This window comes from Serinicoccus sp. CNJ-927, from assembly GCF_001942435.1.
GTDB classification, from domain to species: domain Bacteria; phylum Actinomycetota; class Actinomycetes; order Actinomycetales; family Dermatophilaceae; genus Ornithinicoccus; species Ornithinicoccus marinus.
This window is the reverse complement of the sequence record NZ_MKKF01000048.1, coordinates 158,582-174,544: the sequence shown is the minus strand read 5'-3', so window position 1 is coordinate 174,544 and position 15,963 is coordinate 158,582. Positions and strand designations below refer to the sequence as shown.

The 15,963-nt window shown below is 73.4% G+C and carries 11 protein-coding genes and 1 pseudogene; 8 read left to right on the top strand and 4 right to left on the bottom strand.

Features of this window, described 5'->3' with window-relative positions; all coding sequences use genetic code 11:
- Window positions 1–20 precede the first annotated feature (20 nt).
- From zwf to BJF86_RS13000, 4 genes are all read right to left on the bottom strand, one after another.
- Window positions 21–1,457, bottom strand: a complete 1,437-nt coding sequence (gene zwf, locus BJF86_RS13015) for a glucose-6-phosphate dehydrogenase (protein ID WP_075819532.1) — start codon at window positions 1,455–1,457, stop codon at window positions 21–23.
- A gap of 63 nt (window positions 1,458–1,520) precedes the next feature.
- Complete coding sequence (locus BJF86_RS13010) at window positions 1,521–3,845, bottom strand: transglutaminaseTgpA domain-containing protein (RefSeq protein WP_075819531.1); 2,325 nt, start codon at window positions 3,843–3,845, stop codon at window positions 1,521–1,523.
- Window positions 3,842–5,098: a DUF58 domain-containing protein gene (locus tag BJF86_RS13005; protein WP_075819528.1), complete on the bottom strand. Its 1,257-nt coding sequence runs from the start codon at window positions 5,096–5,098 to the stop codon at window positions 3,842–3,844. The genes BJF86_RS13010 and BJF86_RS13005 overlap by 4 nt, the downstream gene beginning before the upstream one ends.
- An 18-nt stretch (window positions 5,099–5,116) precedes the next feature.
- Window positions 5,117–6,094, bottom strand: coding sequence for an AAA family ATPase (locus tag BJF86_RS13000; RefSeq protein WP_075815424.1), 978 nt, complete (start codon window positions 6,092–6,094; stop codon window positions 5,117–5,119).
- A 370-nt stretch (window positions 6,095–6,464) separates the two neighbouring features.
- Between BJF86_RS13000 and mraZ the strand changes: the two genes are divergently transcribed.
- The 8 genes and pseudogenes from mraZ to BJF86_RS12960 all read left to right on the top strand — a co-directional run bounded on the left by mraZ (window position 6,465) and on the right by BJF86_RS12960 (window position 15,929).
- Window positions 6,465–6,896: a division/cell wall cluster transcriptional repressor MraZ gene (mraZ, locus tag BJF86_RS12995; protein ID WP_028130992.1), complete on the top strand. Its 432-nt coding sequence runs from the start codon at window positions 6,465–6,467 to the stop codon at window positions 6,894–6,896.
- Window positions 6,897–7,076: 180 nt separating this feature from the next.
- A complete protein-coding gene (gene rsmH / locus BJF86_RS12990; RefSeq protein ID WP_075819526.1) occupies window positions 7,077–8,087 on the top strand; it encodes a 16S rRNA (cytosine(1402)-N(4))-methyltransferase RsmH in 1,011 nt (336 codons plus the stop codon).
- Complete coding sequence (locus tag BJF86_RS12985) at window positions 8,084–8,530, top strand: hypothetical protein (protein ID WP_075815428.1); 447 nt, start codon at window positions 8,084–8,086, stop codon at window positions 8,528–8,530. The genes rsmH and BJF86_RS12985 overlap by 4 nt, the downstream gene beginning before the upstream one ends.
- A gap of 15 nt (window positions 8,531–8,545) precedes the next feature.
- Entirely contained in the window at window positions 8,546–10,450 is a 1,905-nt protein-coding gene (locus BJF86_RS12980; protein WP_075819524.1) for a peptidoglycan D,D-transpeptidase FtsI family protein, read from the top strand.
- Window positions 10,447–11,922, top strand: coding sequence for a UDP-N-acetylmuramoyl-tripeptide--D-alanyl-D-alanine ligase (locus BJF86_RS12975; protein WP_075815432.1), 1,476 nt, complete (start codon window positions 10,447–10,449; stop codon window positions 11,920–11,922). Before BJF86_RS12980 ends, BJF86_RS12975 begins: the two co-directional genes overlap by 4 nt.
- Window positions 11,922–13,036 (top strand): annotated as a pseudogene (gene mraY / locus BJF86_RS12970) (phospho-N-acetylmuramoyl-pentapeptide-transferase). The gene BJF86_RS12975 and the pseudogene mraY overlap by 1 nt, the downstream one beginning before the upstream one ends.
- Window positions 13,033–14,595 carry a UDP-N-acetylmuramoyl-L-alanine--D-glutamate ligase gene (gene murD, locus BJF86_RS12965; protein ID WP_075819522.1) on the top strand — a complete coding sequence of 521 codons (1,563 nt, stop codon included), beginning with the start codon at window positions 13,033–13,035 and terminating at the stop codon, window positions 14,593–14,595. Before mraY ends, murD begins: the two are co-directional and overlap by 4 nt.
- The gene (locus BJF86_RS12960) at window positions 14,592–15,929 is read left to right on the top strand and encodes a putative peptidoglycan glycosyltransferase FtsW (protein WP_075819520.1); all 1,338 of its coding nucleotides are present in this window, start codon (window positions 14,592–14,594) and stop codon (window positions 15,927–15,929) included. The genes murD and BJF86_RS12960 overlap by 4 nt, the downstream gene beginning before the upstream one ends.
- Window positions 15,930–15,963: the final 34 nt, after the last annotated feature.

The following is a 15,963-nucleotide window of genomic DNA, read 5'->3' as shown; positions in this document are numbered from 1 at the left end:
GACGGTCGGTCCGGTCGGGGTCAGCCCTTGTTGCCCGTCTCCCGCCACTGCCGCTCGAAGGGCAGCCGCCAGGTGAACGGCGTGATGAGTTGGTGGATCTGGTTCGGTCCCCAGGAGCCCTGCTGGTAGGGCCGCACCACCGGCGGGTTGTCGAGCAGCGGCTGCGAGATCTCCCACAGGCGCTCGATGCCGGACGCGGTGACGAAAAGCGTGCGGTCGCCGCGGGCGGCGTCGTAGATGAGCCGCTCGTAGGCCTCCAGCACCGATCCGGCCCAGTCGGTGTCCTGCATCGAGAACTGCATCGACAGCTTGTCCAGCTTCATCCCCGGACCGGGCCGCTTGCCGTAGAAGCTCAGCGACATCCGGGCGCGGTCGGCCAGGTCGAAGGTCAGGTGGTCCGGCCCGTGGTCGCCCACCCCCGACCCTGGCGGGAACATCGACTGCGGCGGCTCCCGGAAGGCGATCGAGATGATGCGGGCGCCCTCGGCCAGCTGCTTGCCGGTCCGCAGGTAGAACGGCACCCCCGCCCACCGCCAGTTGTCCACGAAGCACTTCAAGGCGACGAAGGTCTCGGTCTGGCTGTCCTCGGCGACCCCCTTCTCGTCGCGGTAGCCGACGTACTGCCCGCGCACCACGTCGGTGGGCTCCAGCGGCAGCATGGACCGGAAGACCTTGTTCTTCTCCCGGCTGATGGCGGCCGGCTCCAGCGACGTGGGCGGCTCCATCGCGGTGAAGGCGAGGATCTGGAACAGGTGGGTCACCACCATGTCGCGGTATGCCCCGGTCTGCTCGTAGAAGTCGCCCCGTTGCGACAGGCCCAGGGTCTCGGGCACGTCGATCTGGATGTGGTCGATGTGGTTGCGGTGCCAGATCGGCTCGAAGAGACCGTTGGCGAAGCGGAAGGCCAGGATGTTCTGAGCCGGCTCCTTGCCGAGGAAGTGGTCGATCCGGAAGATCTGCTCCTCGTCGAAGACCTGGTGCAGCCGGCCGTTCAGCTCGACCGCCGAGGCATGGTCGGTGCCGAACGGCTTCTCCATGACGATCCGGCTGCGCTCGACCAGACCCGCCTCGCCGATGGTGCCCACCGCCTCCAGGGCCGCCCTGGGTGGCACCGACAGGTAGTGAAGGCGCAGCAGCTCGTCCCCGCCGAGCTCCTCCTCGGAGCGGTCGACCGCCTCCCGCAGCGCCTGCGGACCGCCGGAGCCGGGCACGTAGTCGAGGCGCTGGGCGAAGTCGCGCAGCGCCGCCTCGTCGCTGTCCCGGACGCTGAACTCCCGGACCGCCCCCGTCGCCACGTCACGGAACTCGTCGACCGACATCTCGTCCAGCGAGGTGCCGACGACGCGCAGGTCGTCGACCAGCCCGGAGAGGAAGAGGTGCAGCAGCCCGGGGATGAGCTTGCGGCGCGCCAGGTCACCGGTCGCGCCGAAGAGGATCACGGTCAGCGGTGCGGTCATGGCCCCACTCTGTCCTGCCCGCACCCACGAGCGCCACCCGAGGAGGGTCCGGTGCTCCCGCCGTCAGCGACGCAGCAGCCGACGCACGCCTTCGCGCAGCCCCTCGACACCGCTGCCCGGCGCCAGGGCGGCACCGGCCCGCTGGTTCCACGCCGAGGTGTGCCGGACCCCGTCGACCACGGTCCGGACCTCCTCGCCCATCCGCTCGGCCTCGTCGTCGGTCACGAGGTCCGGCGCGGCATACCGGGTGCGCTCCAGCGTCGCCGTGGCGCGGCCGAGCGCCTGCTGGCCGTCCTCCTCCATCGCCGTGCCCCGCAGGTAGTGGCGGCGCAGCTCGCGCGGGCTCCGACCGGGAGGAGGGTCCACCCCCAGGTCGGTGAGGGAGCGGGTCAGCAGCTGCCACTGTCCCTCGACCCGTTCGGCCGGCGTGCTCGCGGCCCGCAGCGCAGCCTCCCGGTGTCGGCGTCCGGCGAGAGGCAGCACCAGCAGGAGCAGGCCCAGGCCGACCAGGGCCACCACCGCGCGCAGCACGGTGGGCAGCAGGTCGCCGAGCCGGTCCAGGACGGTCGGGTCGGCGGGCGCCGGCGCGGCGGTCGGCTCGGGGGTCGGCGTGATCTCCTGCGGCACGGTGGCGGTGCTCGGCGCCGTGTCGGGCTCGTCGGTGGAGCGCGCGTAGGCGGGCGGGGTGCCCGCTCGTATGCCGGGCGTGGGCTCGAACCGGGTCCACCCGAGACCCTCGATCCACAGCTCGGGCCAGGTGTGCGCGTCGGAGGCGATGACCTGCCGGGTGCCGTCGTCCTGCGTGGTCCCGGGCAGGAAGCCCACGGCCATCCGGGCCGGGATGCCCTCGTAGCGGGCCATCATGACCATCGCGCTCGCGAACTGGACGCAGTAGCCCTGCCGGGTCTCCAGGAAGGCGCCGATGGGGTCGTCGGCGCCGACCTCGGCAGCCGCTGCGAGCTCCAGGGAGTACTCGTAGTCGCCGTCGGTGCGCAGGTGGTTCTGGATCAGCACCCCCGCCCGCAGGGCGTTGTCCTCCTCGCCCACGACCTCGTCCGCGAGGGCGCCGACCGCCTCGGCGGAGTCCTCGTCCAGGTCGAGCAGGTCGCCGTCGAACTGCTCCGGGTCCGCGGGGGTCTCACCGACCCCCTGCGGCAGCTCGCCGCCGGACTCCAGGCTGAGGTAGGTCGCGTCGTAGCGGCCCACCCGACCCTGCACGACGACGGTGCTGTCCCGGGGGTCGTAGCGGTAGGCGCCGCCCTGCAGCTCCAGCGAGGCCAACGGACTCGGCGCCGCGAGGTGCGGGGGCTCCAGCTCGTTGGCGAGCACGCTGAACTCGGACTCGGTCAGGGGGACGCCGTCGCCGAGCCCCGGCGGGGCCGGCAGTGGTGCGCCCTGCGGCAGCAGGCCGGAGCTCAGCCGCTCCGGCGCGACCCAGCGGCCGTCCTCGAATCGCTCGGTGGCCGTGACCCGCAGTGGCTGGACGGAGACGGCGTTGGTGCGGTAGGTCACGACCGGGGCGCGGGACTGGTTGCGCAGGTCCTGCGCCGGGTCCATGGTCTCGGTGAAGGACACCTCACCGGTGTCGCCGTCGGCGTCGCGGGCGTCGGGGTTGCGGGCCAGCCCGTCGCCGAAGAAGGTGGGCGGCAGGTGCGGCAGGAAGGCGGCGCCGAGCACCGCAGCCACCAGGGTCAGCGCACCCACGACCTGCGCGAGGCCGCGGTAGGTGCGGGGGCCGGCGGCGACGTCGTCGCCGCCGCGTGACTCCCGGCGGTTCGCCGTGGGCCAGGCCAGGGTGAGGCGCTGCCCCTGCTGGGCGAGCATGAGCAGCCACATCACGAGGACGGCGGCGAAGTACCACGGCTCCATCGCCTGCCCGGTGTTGGAGACCGACACCAGGAAACCCGCCACCAGCGGTATGCCCGCGCTCGCCGGCGCCCGCCCCGTCACCCCCATCGAGTCCACCGAGACCGCGGTCAGGGTGAGCACCGCCACGACGAGGAAGGCGACGCCCTGCGTCGTCGGCGCGGGCGCGGCATACGTCTGCAGGACGGCACCGGCCTGCTGCAGCAACGTGGCGACCCGGTCCAGCGTGGCTCCCGTCGGGACGACCCCGCGCCACAGCGTGTCCCGCAGGTACAGCACCACCAGGCCGGCCAGCCCGAGCAGGAGCTGCCCCAGGGCCACCACGGTCGGCGGTGCGTCGAGGGTGCGCAGGACCGCGCCGGTGAGGGCCACCAGGACCACCATCGCGACCGCGGGCACCACCCACGTCTCCTCGCGCAACAGGGCGGTGAGCGGCCACGCGACCGCCAGCGTGGCGAGGGCCGCGACGAAGCCCTCGGCCCACAGGCCGCGCTCCCACCACGCCCGGTCGTCGAGCCTCATGCCGACCTGCCCAGGGCAGCCTGGCGCAGCGAGACCCACGCCTGCGCGAGCTCGGTATGGGACCCGACCGTCACGGTGCGCCACCCGGCGTCCGCCAGCACGCCGGTCGGTCTGTCGGTGGCGCTCGAGCCGCCCTGATCCGCCCCGAACCGGGCGGGGTCGAGCACGAAGGCGAGGGCGCGTGAGCCCGGCTGCCGGACGGAGGCCAACGAGCGGAGTGCGGCATCGTCGTGGGCGACGACCGCCGCGATCAGGAGCACCCCGCCGGAGGTGAAGGAGGAGGCGGCGGCCGTGACGCGGTCGAGCCGGGCGTCCTCCTCGGGCTGCACCCGGGCGAGGGTGTCCATGAGCGGGCCGAGCTCGACCTGGTGCTCGGCGCTCCCGTCGCGCAGGGTCTCGTCGGCGAGCAGGTGCACGACGAAGCCGTCGGCGACCAGGTGCCGGGCGACCGAGGCGATCGCGCTGACCGCCCACTCGTAGGAGGCGCGCATCCCGGTCCCGGGATGCGCGTCGGCCCGGGAGTCCAGGAGCAGCACGGCCCGGCGTCGGGCGGGACGGTCCTCCTGACGGACCATGAGCTCGCCACGGTGTGCCGTCGCCGGCCAGTGCACCCGGCGCAGCTCGTCCCCGTCGCGGTAGGAGCGGATGCTGACGTCGTCCTCCCCCTGCAGCGCGATCATCTGCGGCATCTCACCCTCGCTGCCGCGCGAGCTGCCCCGGAGCCGGTCGTCACCGAGGGACACCACGCGGGGGAGCACCAGCAGCTCGGTGCGTGAGGACAGGTGCAGGGTGCGGAAGGTCAGGCCGAAGGGGTCGCGCTGCCGCAGCACGATGGGCCCGAGCGCATACGCGCCGCGATGCCGGGACCGGACGGTGTAGCGCAGCCGCCGCTCCTCCCCGGTGCTCATCCGGGGCAGGATGTAGCGCGGCCGGTCGCCGAGCTGGTAGTCGAGGTGCTCCTCGGCGAGGTAGACCGCGGAACGGGCACCGACGTTGCGGAACCGGACCTCGACCTTGCCGCGCTCCTCGGGCGTCAGCCGCTGGGGGGTGACCTCGCGGGACACCGTGAGCCGCGGGGGACGTCGCGGCATGAGCAGCAGCACGAGGACGGGCAGCAGCAGCAGCGCCAGCCCGACCCGGGTGACGTCCTCGTAGCCCAGGAAGGTCCCGGCCACGACGAGGAGCACCCCGAGCACGGCGAAGACCTTGCCGCGCGCGGTGAGCAGCCCCCACGGGGAGCCGGACGTCGTCATGCCCCTGGCACCTCTCGGTCAGCGTCCGGACGGCACGGCCGTGCGCTCGACCAGGTCGCGCACGATGTCCTCCGTGCCGCGATGGGCCAGCGACGCCTCACCCGTGGGCAGGACGCGGTGGGCGAGGACGGGGACGGCGACGGTCTGGACGTCCTCGGGCAGCACGTGGTCGCGCCCGGCCAGGGCGGCGTGCGCCCGCGCGGCCCGCAGCAGCTGCAGCCCGGCGCGCGGGGAGGCCCCCAGCCGCAGCAGCCGGTGCGCGCGGGAGGCAGCCATGAGCTCGACGACGTACTGCCGCAGCGCGGCGGAGATGTGCAGACCCCGGATGTTCTCGATCTGCTGCTGCACGTCGGCCGCCGTCGTCACGGCGCTCAGCCCCTCCAGCGGGCTCACGGCACCGTGCGTCTCGAGCATCGCCATCTCCGAGGCGGCGGCGGGGTAGCCCATGGAGATCCGGGCCATGAAGCGGTCCCGCTGGGCCTCGGGCAGCGGGTAGGTGCCTTCCATCTCGATGGGGTTCTGCGTGGCCATGACGAGGAAGGGGCGGGGCAGGGCGTAGGTCTGCCCGTCCACGGTGACCTGCCGCTCCTCCATCGACTCCAGCAGCGCCGACTGCGTCTTCGGCGACGCCCGGTTGATCTCGTCCCCGACGACGACGTTGGCGAAGATCGCGCCGCGGCGGAACTCGAAGGCACGCGTGTCCTGGTTGAACACGCTGACCCCGGTGATGTCGCTCGGCAGCAGGTCCGGGGTGAACTGCACCCTGCTCACCCGGCAGTCGATGGCCCGGGCGAGCGCCTTGGCCAGCATCGTCTTGCCGACCCCGGGCACGTCCTCGACCAGCAGGTGCCCCTCGGCCAGCAGCACGGTCACCGCGGTGGAGACCGCCTCGTCCTTGCCCTCGATCACGGTGGCGACAGCGCGGTGCACGGAGCCGGCGACGGCCTTCACGGCGTCCAGGTCGACGGTGTCGGGCGCGGGAGAGATCGCAGACATGACCCGATCCTGCCAAACTCCCGCCGCGCAGGCCGCACGGCAGGCCTCCGGGCCGCCCGCGGACCCTGGTCCTCCACATCGCCCCACCCCGGGCCGGGAGAGCCGCCTGCTGCGGCCCGCAGGACGCGTCGCCAGCGTGTGACCTGCGGCGATGCGGAGGGTGGCCGTCAGGACCTGCGATCGCGGTGGCGCCGCGCCGCCTCGGAGCGAGATCTCCCTCCACCTCGCACCACCCCCTCTGACCTGTGTCGATGGCTCGGGACCTGGCATACTCACGCCCGAACGCTCGCCAGAGTGGGGGAAAGTGGAGTAGAGTGGCGCGCACTGGGAGTCGTCCGCACCGGATCGCGTGAAAGGGGTGGTGCACGTGCTGTTCCTCGGCACCTACACGCCCCGCCTCGACGACAAGGGCCGGATGATCCTCCCCGCCAAGTTCCGCGAGCGGCTGGCCGGCGGGGTCGTCATCACCCGTGGCCAGGAGCGCTGCCTCTACGTCTTCACCCAGGCCGACTTCGACGGCCTCGTCGAGCAGTGGCAGAGCAGCCCGACCTCCTCGAAGACGGTCCGGGACTACCAGCGCTTCTTCCTCTCCGGCGCCTCGGACGAGATCCCGGACAAGCAGGGCCGGGTCACCGTGCCCGCACTGCTGCGCACGTATGCCGGCATCACCGGCGACTGCACGGTGATCGGCGCCGGCAACCGGCTGGAGATCTGGGACACCCAGGCGTGGGAGTCCTACACCGACGCGCACGAGCAGTCCTTCGCCGACCTCTCCGAGGAGGTGGTCCCTGGGCTCATGTGAGCGCCGGCCCACCCGGGCCCCGGCCTCCCCCCGTCCGCACACGCCGTGCCCCCGACTCCTCTTCCCCGGAGCCGGGACGCACCTCGGCAGCCGACCCGACTTCCCCCGGGCCGGACGCCGGTGGACGGTGGGGGACCAGGATCCGGGTGGCGGGCGCCCGCCGACCAGGGACCACGAGACATGGCCGCCGCCGCGCAGCGCCCCACCCAGGACCGGCACACCCCGGTGATGCTGGGCCGGTGCGTCGAGCTGCTGGCCCCCGCGCTGCAGCGCCCGGGCTCGGTCTACGTGGACGGGACGCTGGGGATGGGTGGCCACACGGAGGCCGTCCTGCGCGCGTGCCCGGACGCGAGCGCCGTGGGCATCGACCGCGACCCGCAGGCCCTGGCCCTGGCGACCGAGCGCCTCGCCCCCTTCGGTGAGCGCTTCCGCCCGGTGCACGCGGTGAGCGACGACCTCCCGCAGGTGCTCGCCGAGCTCGACCTGGTGGGGGCCGACGCGGTCCTCTTCGACCTCGGGGTCTCCTCGCTGCAGCTGGACGAGCTGGACCGGGGCTTCGCCTACCGCGCGGACAGCCCGCTCGACATGCGGATGGACCAGAGCACCGGACGCACTGCCGCCGACGTGCTCAACGACACGGAGGTGCGCGAGCTGGAGCGCATCCTGCGCGACTACGGCGAGGAGCGCTTCGCCCGCCCGATCGCCCGCGCCATCGTGCGCCGCCGGGAGAGCGAGCCGTTCACGACCTCGGCACCGCTGGTCGAGCTGCTGCACGACGTCGTCCCGGCGGCCTCGCAGCGCAGCGGCGGGCATCCCGCCAAACGCACCTTCCAGGCGCTGCGGATCGAGGTCAACGCCGAGCTGTCCACGTGGCGGGACGGCCTGGCCGCCGCCCTGCGCGCGCTGCGGGTGGGTGGCCGCATCGCCGTCCTGTCCTACCACTCGCTGGAGGACCGCATCACCAAGCGTGGGCTGGCCGACGGCGCGAGCAGCTCGGCCCCGCCGGAGCTGCCGGTCGAGCTGCCCGAGCACCGGCCCTGGCTGCGCCTGCTCACGCGAGGTGCCGAGCAGGCCGGTCCTGCCGAGCGCGAGACCAACCCGCGCTCCGCCTCGGTCCGGCTCCGGGCCGCCGAGCGCACCCGGACCACCCCCGACCAACCGCACCTGCCCACCCGTGAGGAGCACCGATGAGCCAGATGACCATCTCCGCCCGGCTCGGCCGCACCGCCGCCCTGGGGGCGCGGGGCCGTGCCCGCGCCGTCGACGCCGCCCCGACCTCGGCCAACCACGGCTTCCGGCTGCTGTGCGCCCTGCTCGTGGCGCTCACCTTCACCGCGGTGCTGCTGCTCAACACGGTCCGGGCCGAGGGGTCCTACGTCCTGAGCACCCTCGAGGTGGAGGCCACCGCCCTGCACGACGAGAAGGTCACGCTCGCCGACGAGCTCGCCGGCAAGGAGTCCTCGGAGCACCTCGCCCGGGCCGCCACCAAGCTCAAGATGGTGCCGTCCACGTCCACGGCGACGCTGCGGCTGTCCGACGGTTCCCTCACCGGCGTGGCGTCCAAGGTGGACGGCTCGCGCACGCTTACCGTTGATCTGCCCTCGACGGGCACGGCACCGGCGAAGGACGACTGACAAGGGGTAGGCACCGTGGCAGCACCACGCAACGGTCGTCGACGGACGACTCCCCGCGCGGTCGCGGCCGGCGTCGCCCACCCGGCCCGGCGCGCCCGCGCGCTCATGCTGGGCGTGCTCATCGTCCTCAGCCTCTTCGCCGCCCAGCTGGTGCGGCTGCAAGGTCTCGACGCCGCGAGCGTCTCCGCGGCGGCCCTGGGGGAGCGGCTGCAGAGCCGGGCCATCCCGGCGGCGCGCGGCAGCATCACCGACGTGGACGGCGAGGACCTCGCGGTCAGCGTGGAGCGGCGGCGCATCGTCGCCGACCCCACCCTGGTGGAGGACTACGAACGCACCGAGAAGGGCCCGGACGGCAGCACCGAGGTGGTCGGCGAGGGGTATGCCGCGGCCGCCGAGGTGGTCGCCGACATCACCGGGGTCGACGAGGCCGACGTGCTGCGCCGGCTGACCGAGCCGCTGGGGGAGCAGTACGCCATCCTCGTCCCGGACGCCTCGCCCCAGCAGTGGCAGGAGATCAAGGCCGCGGGGATCCGCGGGGTCTCCTCCGAGGAGTTCATGCGCCGGGAGTACCCCCTGGGGGAGTCCACCGCGCCGCTGCTCGGCTGGGTCGGGTCCGGCGACATGCCCGCCGGTGGCCTGGAGCTGGTCAACGACGAGGCGCTGACGGGTGAGCCCGGCGAGGCCCTCTACGAGGTCGGCCGGGACGGTGAGATGATCAGCACCGGCGTCTACGAGGAGGACCCGGCCGAGCCCGGCCAGGACCTGCGGCTCACCCTCGACGGCGACCTGCAGTGGCGCGCCTACGACGCGGTGCGCACCCGGGTGAAGGAGGCCGGGGCGATCTCGGGCTACGCCGCGGTGATGGACATCGAGACCGGCGAGCTGCGCGCGCTCACCAGCTATCCCAGCTTCGACCCCTCGGACAGCACGCAGGACGCCGACGAGATGCGCAACGCGGCGATCGAGGACGTCTACGAGCCGGGGTCCACGTCCAAGCTCATCACCGCCGCGGCGGCCCTGGAGGAGGGCATCGTCGACGTGGAGACCCCGATCGAGGTCCCGGTCACGATGAGCCGGGCCGGGACCCGCTTCAAGGACGCGGAGCCGCACCCCGTGGAGTACCTCACCTTCGGCGGCGTGTTGGCCAAGTCCTCCAACATGGGCACGATCCTCTACGGCGAGAAGCTCTCCGACCAGCAGCTCTACGACTGGATGCGCCGCTTCGGCATCGGCGACCCCAGCGGCCTGGGCCTGCCCGGGGAGTCGCCAGGGATCGTCCCCGAGCCCTCGACCTGGAGCGCGACGACCCGCTACACCTTCATGTTCGGCCAGGGCCTGTCCGGCACCATGCTGCAGCAGCTCGGCGTCTTCCAGGCGGTCGCCAACGACGGGGTCATGGTGCCCCCGAGCATCGTGGCCGGCACGGTGGACGAGGAGGGGCGCTACACCGAGGACGAGCAGCAGGAGGGCCGCCGCGTCGTCTCCGCGGAGACCGCCCAGACCCTCACCGACATCATGCAGTCGGTGCCCTCCACCGAGGGCACCGCACCGCTCGCCGCGGTCCCCGGCTACCACGTCGCGGGCAAGACCAGCACGGCGAGCCGGGTGGACCCGGAGACCGGGCGCTACTCCGGCGGGGTGACCTCCTCCTTCATGGGCTTCGCCCCCGCCGACGACCCGAAGTACGCCGTCGCCGTGGTCATCCAGGGCCCCACCCGGATCAGCGAGTTCGGCGGCGTCATCGCCGGGCCGGTCTTCGCCGACCTCATGCGCTACACGCTGCAGCAGGAGGGCATCGCGCCCGCCACCACACCGCCGACGCAGATCGACATCGAGTTCGACCCCGACGAGAAGGTGGGGGACGGCTCGGGTGACACACTGGGGGACATCGCCATCAAGGACGAAAGGACCGATGGGTGATCCCCCTGACCCTCGGTGAGGTCGCCCGCGTGACCGGTGGTCAGGTCCACCCGGGCTCTCCCGGGACCGAGGACCTGCGCGTCACCGGACCGGTCGTCACCGACTCCCGCGAGGCTGGCCCCGGAGCCCTCTACGTCGCGCGCCGCGGCGAGGTCGCGGACGGGCACGACTTCGTCGACGCCGCCGCCCGGCGGGGCGCGCTCGCCGCCCTCACCAACCGCGTCGTCGAGGGCCTCCCCTGCGTGGTGGTGCCGGAGGATCCCGACCGGCTCTCCGCCCGCCCGGACCGGCCGCCCTACGACGCCGTCACCCGCGCCTTCGCGGCGCTGGGACGCGAGGTGGTCGACCGGTGCGCCGCCGCGGGCGGGCTGCGGGTCGTCGGCATCACCGGCTCCTCGGGCAAGACCTCGACCAAGGACCTCCTGGCGCAGGTGCTGCCGGCGCTGGGCCCCACGCTGGCCCCCGAGGCGTCCTACAACTCCGAGGTCGGCGTGCCGCTGACGGTCTGCCGGCTCACCGAGGACACGGCCTACCTCGTCGCCGAGATGGGCGCCTCCGGCGCCGGTCACATCGCCCACCTCACCGCGATCGCGCCCCCGCAGGTCGCCGTCGTGCTCAACGTGGGGTCCGCCCACCTCGGGGAGTTCGGCTCCCGGGCGGCCATCATGGAGGCCAAGTCCGAGCTGGTGCAGGGGCTGGTGCCGGACGGGCTCGCGGTCCTCAACGGCGACGACGAGGCGATGGTCGAGACGATGGGGGGTCGGGCCCGCGACGTCGGTGCCCGGGTCGTGCTCGTCGGGCTCGGGGAGCGGGCCGACCTGCGCGCGACCGAGGTCGTCACCGACGAGCGGGGCCGGGCCACCTTCACGCTCACCGCCCCGGGGCTCGGTGCCCCCGAGCCGGGGCTCCGCGTGGCGCTGCAGCTCGTGGGGGTCCACCACGTCGGCAACGCGCTCGCCGTCGCCGCGGTCGCCCACGAGTGGGGTATGCCGTGGGAGCAGATCGCCGCCTCGCTGGCGGCCGCGACGCCCCGGTCGCGCTGGCGGATGGAGGTCACCGAGCGCGAGGACGGCGTGACCGTCGTCAACGACGCCTACAACGCCAACCCCGAGTCCATGCGTGCGGCGCTGCAGAGCCTGGCCGCGATGCGCCGGGCGGAGGGCCGGACGCTGGCCGTGGTCGGGGGGATGCTCGAGCTGGGCGCCGACAGCGACGCCGAGCACGCCGGTGTCGGCGCCCTCGCCGCCCGGCTGGGCGTCGACCACCTCCTGACGGTGGGCGAGGTGGCGCTGCCGGCCGCGACGGCATACCAGCAGGGTGGTGGTGCCCGGGCGAGCTCGGTCGCCGACCGTCACGAGGCGCGCGCCCTGCTGGAGGAGGAGCTGCGGGCCGGCGACGTCGTGCTGCTCAAGAGCAGCCGGGACTCCGGGTTGCGGGTGCTGGGGGACGAGCTGGCGGGCGTGACCGACTGATGGTCAACGTCCTGCTCGCGGGTGCCGTGGCGATGATCTGCGCGCTCTTCGGCACCCCGCTGTTCATCCGCTTCCTCGTGCGCCGGGGCTACGGCCAGTTCATCCGCGACGACGGCCCGACCTCGCACCACACCAAGCGGGGCACGCCCACGATGGGCGGCGCGGTCATCATCGTGGCCACGGTCGTCGGCTACCTGCTCTCGCACCTGCTGCTCATCCTGCTCGACGTCACCGGGATCCTCGAGGTCACGCACTCCCGCTTCAGCCTCAGCGCGATCCTCGTGCTCTTCCTCATCACCGGCCTGGGGTTCATCGGCTTCCTCGACGACTACACCAAGATCTCCAAGCAGCGCAGCCTCGGCCTCACCTCGGTCGAGAAGCTCACCGGGCAGACGGTCGTCGCGATCGTCTTCGCGCTGGCCGCGCTGCTGCTGCGGGGTAACAGCACCCGCTCCCCGGCCTCGACCGCGATCTCCTTCGTCCGCGACACCTCCTTCGACCTCGCCTTCGCCGGCCCGGTCCTCGGGGTCATCCTCTTCATCGCCTGGGCCAACGTGCTCATCGCGGGGGCATCCAACGGCGTCAACCTCACCGACGGGCTCGACGGGCTGGCCACGGGGGCCTCGATCATGGTCTTCGCCGCCTACTCCGTCATCGGCATCTGGCAGTACAACCAGAACTGCCAGCTCGCGCCCGGGCCCAACTGCTACGCGTCCGCGATGCGCTCGACCTCGCGGTCGTGGCCTGCTCGGTGGCGGGCGCCTGCTTCGGCTTCCTGTGGTGGAACGCCTCACCGGCCAAGATCTTCATGGGTGACACCGGCTCGCTGGCCCTCGGCGGCGGCCTGGCCGGGCTGGCGATCACCACCCGCACCGAGCTGCTGCTCGCCGTGCTCGGCGGGCTCTTCGTCATGATCACCCTCTCGGTCATCATCCAGGTCGCGAGCTTCAAGCTGACCCGCAAACGGGTCTTCCGTATGGCGCCGCTGCAGCACCACTTCGAGCTGCTGGGCTGGGCCGAGGTGACGATCGTCATCCGGTTCTGGCTCATCGCCGGGATCTGCGTCGCCGTCGGGCTCGGGCTGTTCTACGGCGAGTGGGTGGCCAACCTGTGAGCGCCTCCCTCGACGACCTCACCCACCGGGACGCCGACTGGGCCGGGCTGCGGGTCCTCGTGACCGGGCTCGGAGTCACCGGCTTCGCGGCCGCCGACGCGCTGCTCCAGCACGGGGCGACCGTCACCGTCGTCGACGCCGGCAGCAGCAGCGAGCAGCAGGAGACCCAGGCCGGGATCCTCGGGATCCTCGGCGCCGACGTGCGGCGCGGGCCGGAGCACACTGTCGCGTGGCCGTCCGCCCCGGGGGAGGGGGGTGGCACGGGCGAGGGAGGTCCGGGCAGCGAGCCGCTGGACGTCGACGTCGTCGTGACCTCACCCGGCTGGCGTCCGGATCACCCGGTGCTCGCCGCGGCCGCGACCCGCGGCATACCGGTCTGGAGCGAGATCGAGCTCGCCTGGCGGCTGCGCCCGCGGGTCGGCGCCGCCCCCTGGCTCGTCGTCACCGGCACCAACGGCAAGACCTCGACGGTGCGGCTGCTCACCGAGATGCTCCAGGCGGCCGGGCTGCGGGCCATCGCCACGGGCAACGTCGGCACCCCGGTGCTGGACGCGGTGCAGCACCCGGACCCCTACGACGTCGTGACCGTGGAGCTGTCCAGCTTCCAGCTGCACTTCACCCACAGCATGAGCCCGCTGGCCTCCTGCGTGCTCAACCTCGCGCCGGACCACGTCGACTGGCACGGGTCGATGGAGGCGTATGCCGCGGCCAAGGCCCGCATCTACGAGCGCACCCAGGTCGCCTGCGTCTACAACGTCCAGGACCCACGCACCGAGGCGATGGTCGAGGGGGCCGAGGTGATCGAGGGCTGCCGGGCCATCGGCTTCACCCTCGGCACGCCGGGGCTGTCGATGCTCGGTCTGGTCGATGACGTCCTCGCCGACCGTGCCTTCGTCGAGGAGCGGGCGACCTCGGCCGCCGAGCTGGGCACGCTGGCCGACCTGTCCCGGGCCTCCGGTGGAGACGGCAGCGCCGCACCCCCTCCGCACCTGGTGGCCAACGCCCTGGCGGCGGCGGCCCTGGCCCGCGCCGCGGGCATCACGCCCGCCGCGGTGCGAGAGGGCATGCGACGGTTCCGCTCGGAGGCGCACCGCACCACCATCGTCGCCGAGCGGGACGGGCTGACGTGGGTGGACGACTCCAAAGCCACCAACCCGCACGCCGCGCACGCGGCGCTGCTGGCCTACCCGCACCTCGTCTGGGTGGCCGGCGGCCAGCTCAAGGGCGCCGAGGTCGACGAGCTGGTCCAGGAGGTCGCGCCGCGGCTCCGGGGCGTGGTCCTGCTCGGCGCCGACCGCGAGCAGATCGCGCAGGCCCTGCGACGACACGCACCGGATGTCCCGGTCCACGACGCGGGCGTCACCGACCATGGGGACATGGCTGCGCTGGACCGGTTGATGGACGATGTCGTGGCGCGGTGCGCCGCGCTCGCCCGCCCGGGCGACGTGGTCCTGCTCTCGCCCGCCGCCGCCTCGCTGGACATGTTCCCCAGCTACGGCAGCCGCGGCGACGTCTTCGCCGCCGCCGTGCACCGCGCGCTCGGGGAGGCCACCCCGTGACCACGATCCTGGACCGGCGAGCGCCGGCCCGGTCGACCGGCACCGCGGGGAGCACGACCGGCTGGAGCGTGCAGTCGGTCGGGGAGTGGTTGCGCTCCCCGGTGGCCCCCTACTACCTCGCGCTGGTCTCGGCCTCGGTGCTCACCGGGCTCGGGCTGGTCATGGTGCTGTCCGCCTCGAGCGTCGGGTCCTACCGCGACAACGGCAGCTCCTACACCGTCTTCCTCGACCAGCTCCTCTTCGGTGCCGTGGGCATCGCCCTCGCGGTGGTCGGTTCGCGGCTGCCGGTCTCGCTCTGGAAGCGGCTGGCGTGGCCTGGGATCTTCCTGGCGCTGGCCCTGCAGGTGGCCGTCTTCACCCCCCTCGGCATCGAGTTCCAGGGCAACCGCAACTCACTGTCGGTCGCCGGCTTCTCGCTGCAGCCCGCGGAGTTCGGCAAGGTCGCGCTCATCGTCTTCGGGGCGGTGGTGCTGGCGGCCAAGCGTCGGGTCATCCACAAACCGGTCCACGCGGCCGTGCCGCTCATCTTCCCCTTCGGCCTGCTCCTGCTGGGCCTGGTCCTGCAGGGTCGCGACCTCGGCACCGGGCTGATCCTGCTGGCGATCATGGCCGGGCTGCTGTGGGCGGCGGGGCTGCCCGCCCGCTGGTTCGTCGGGCTGGGCACCGTCGGCGGGATCGGCGTGGCCGTCCTCGCCGCCGGCAGCGCCAACCGGATGCAGCGCATCGAGGCGTGGATCGGCGGCATCTGCGACAACCCGCAGGTCGAGGGGTGTTTCCAGAAGGTCCACGCCGAGTATGCGCTCGCCGACGGTGGTTGGTGGGGGCTCGGGCTGGGGGAGTCCCGGGAGAAGTGGGGGCTGCTGCCCGAGCCGCACAACGACTTCATCCTCGCGATCATCGGCGAGGAGCTCGGCCTGCCGGGCAGCCTGGCGGTGCTGGGGCTCTTCGCCGTGCTGGCCTACTCCTGCTTCCGGGTGGTCACCCAGGCCGAGGACGGCTTCACCCGGCTGGCTGCCGGCGGCCTGCTCGTGTGGTTCATGGGTCAGGCGGTGCTCAACATCGGGTCGGTGATCGGGATGCTGCCCATCATCGGCGTGCCGCTGCCGCTGGTCTCCAGCGGCGGGTCGTCCCTCATCGCCGCTCTCATCGGTGTCGGCCTGCTCCTTGCGCTCGCCCGGTCGCTGCCGGGCGCCGACGCGGCGCTGCGCGGGCGCACGGGGACGCTGCGGCGCACCCTGGCCGCCGTCCCGGGCCGGGCGGCGCCAGGCGCCGGCGGCCGGCGGCGGACGTCGCGGCCGACCCGGGGCCGCCGGTCACCGGGCGGACGGCGGTGACCGGCCGACCGGAGGGCGCCGCACCTGGGCCCGG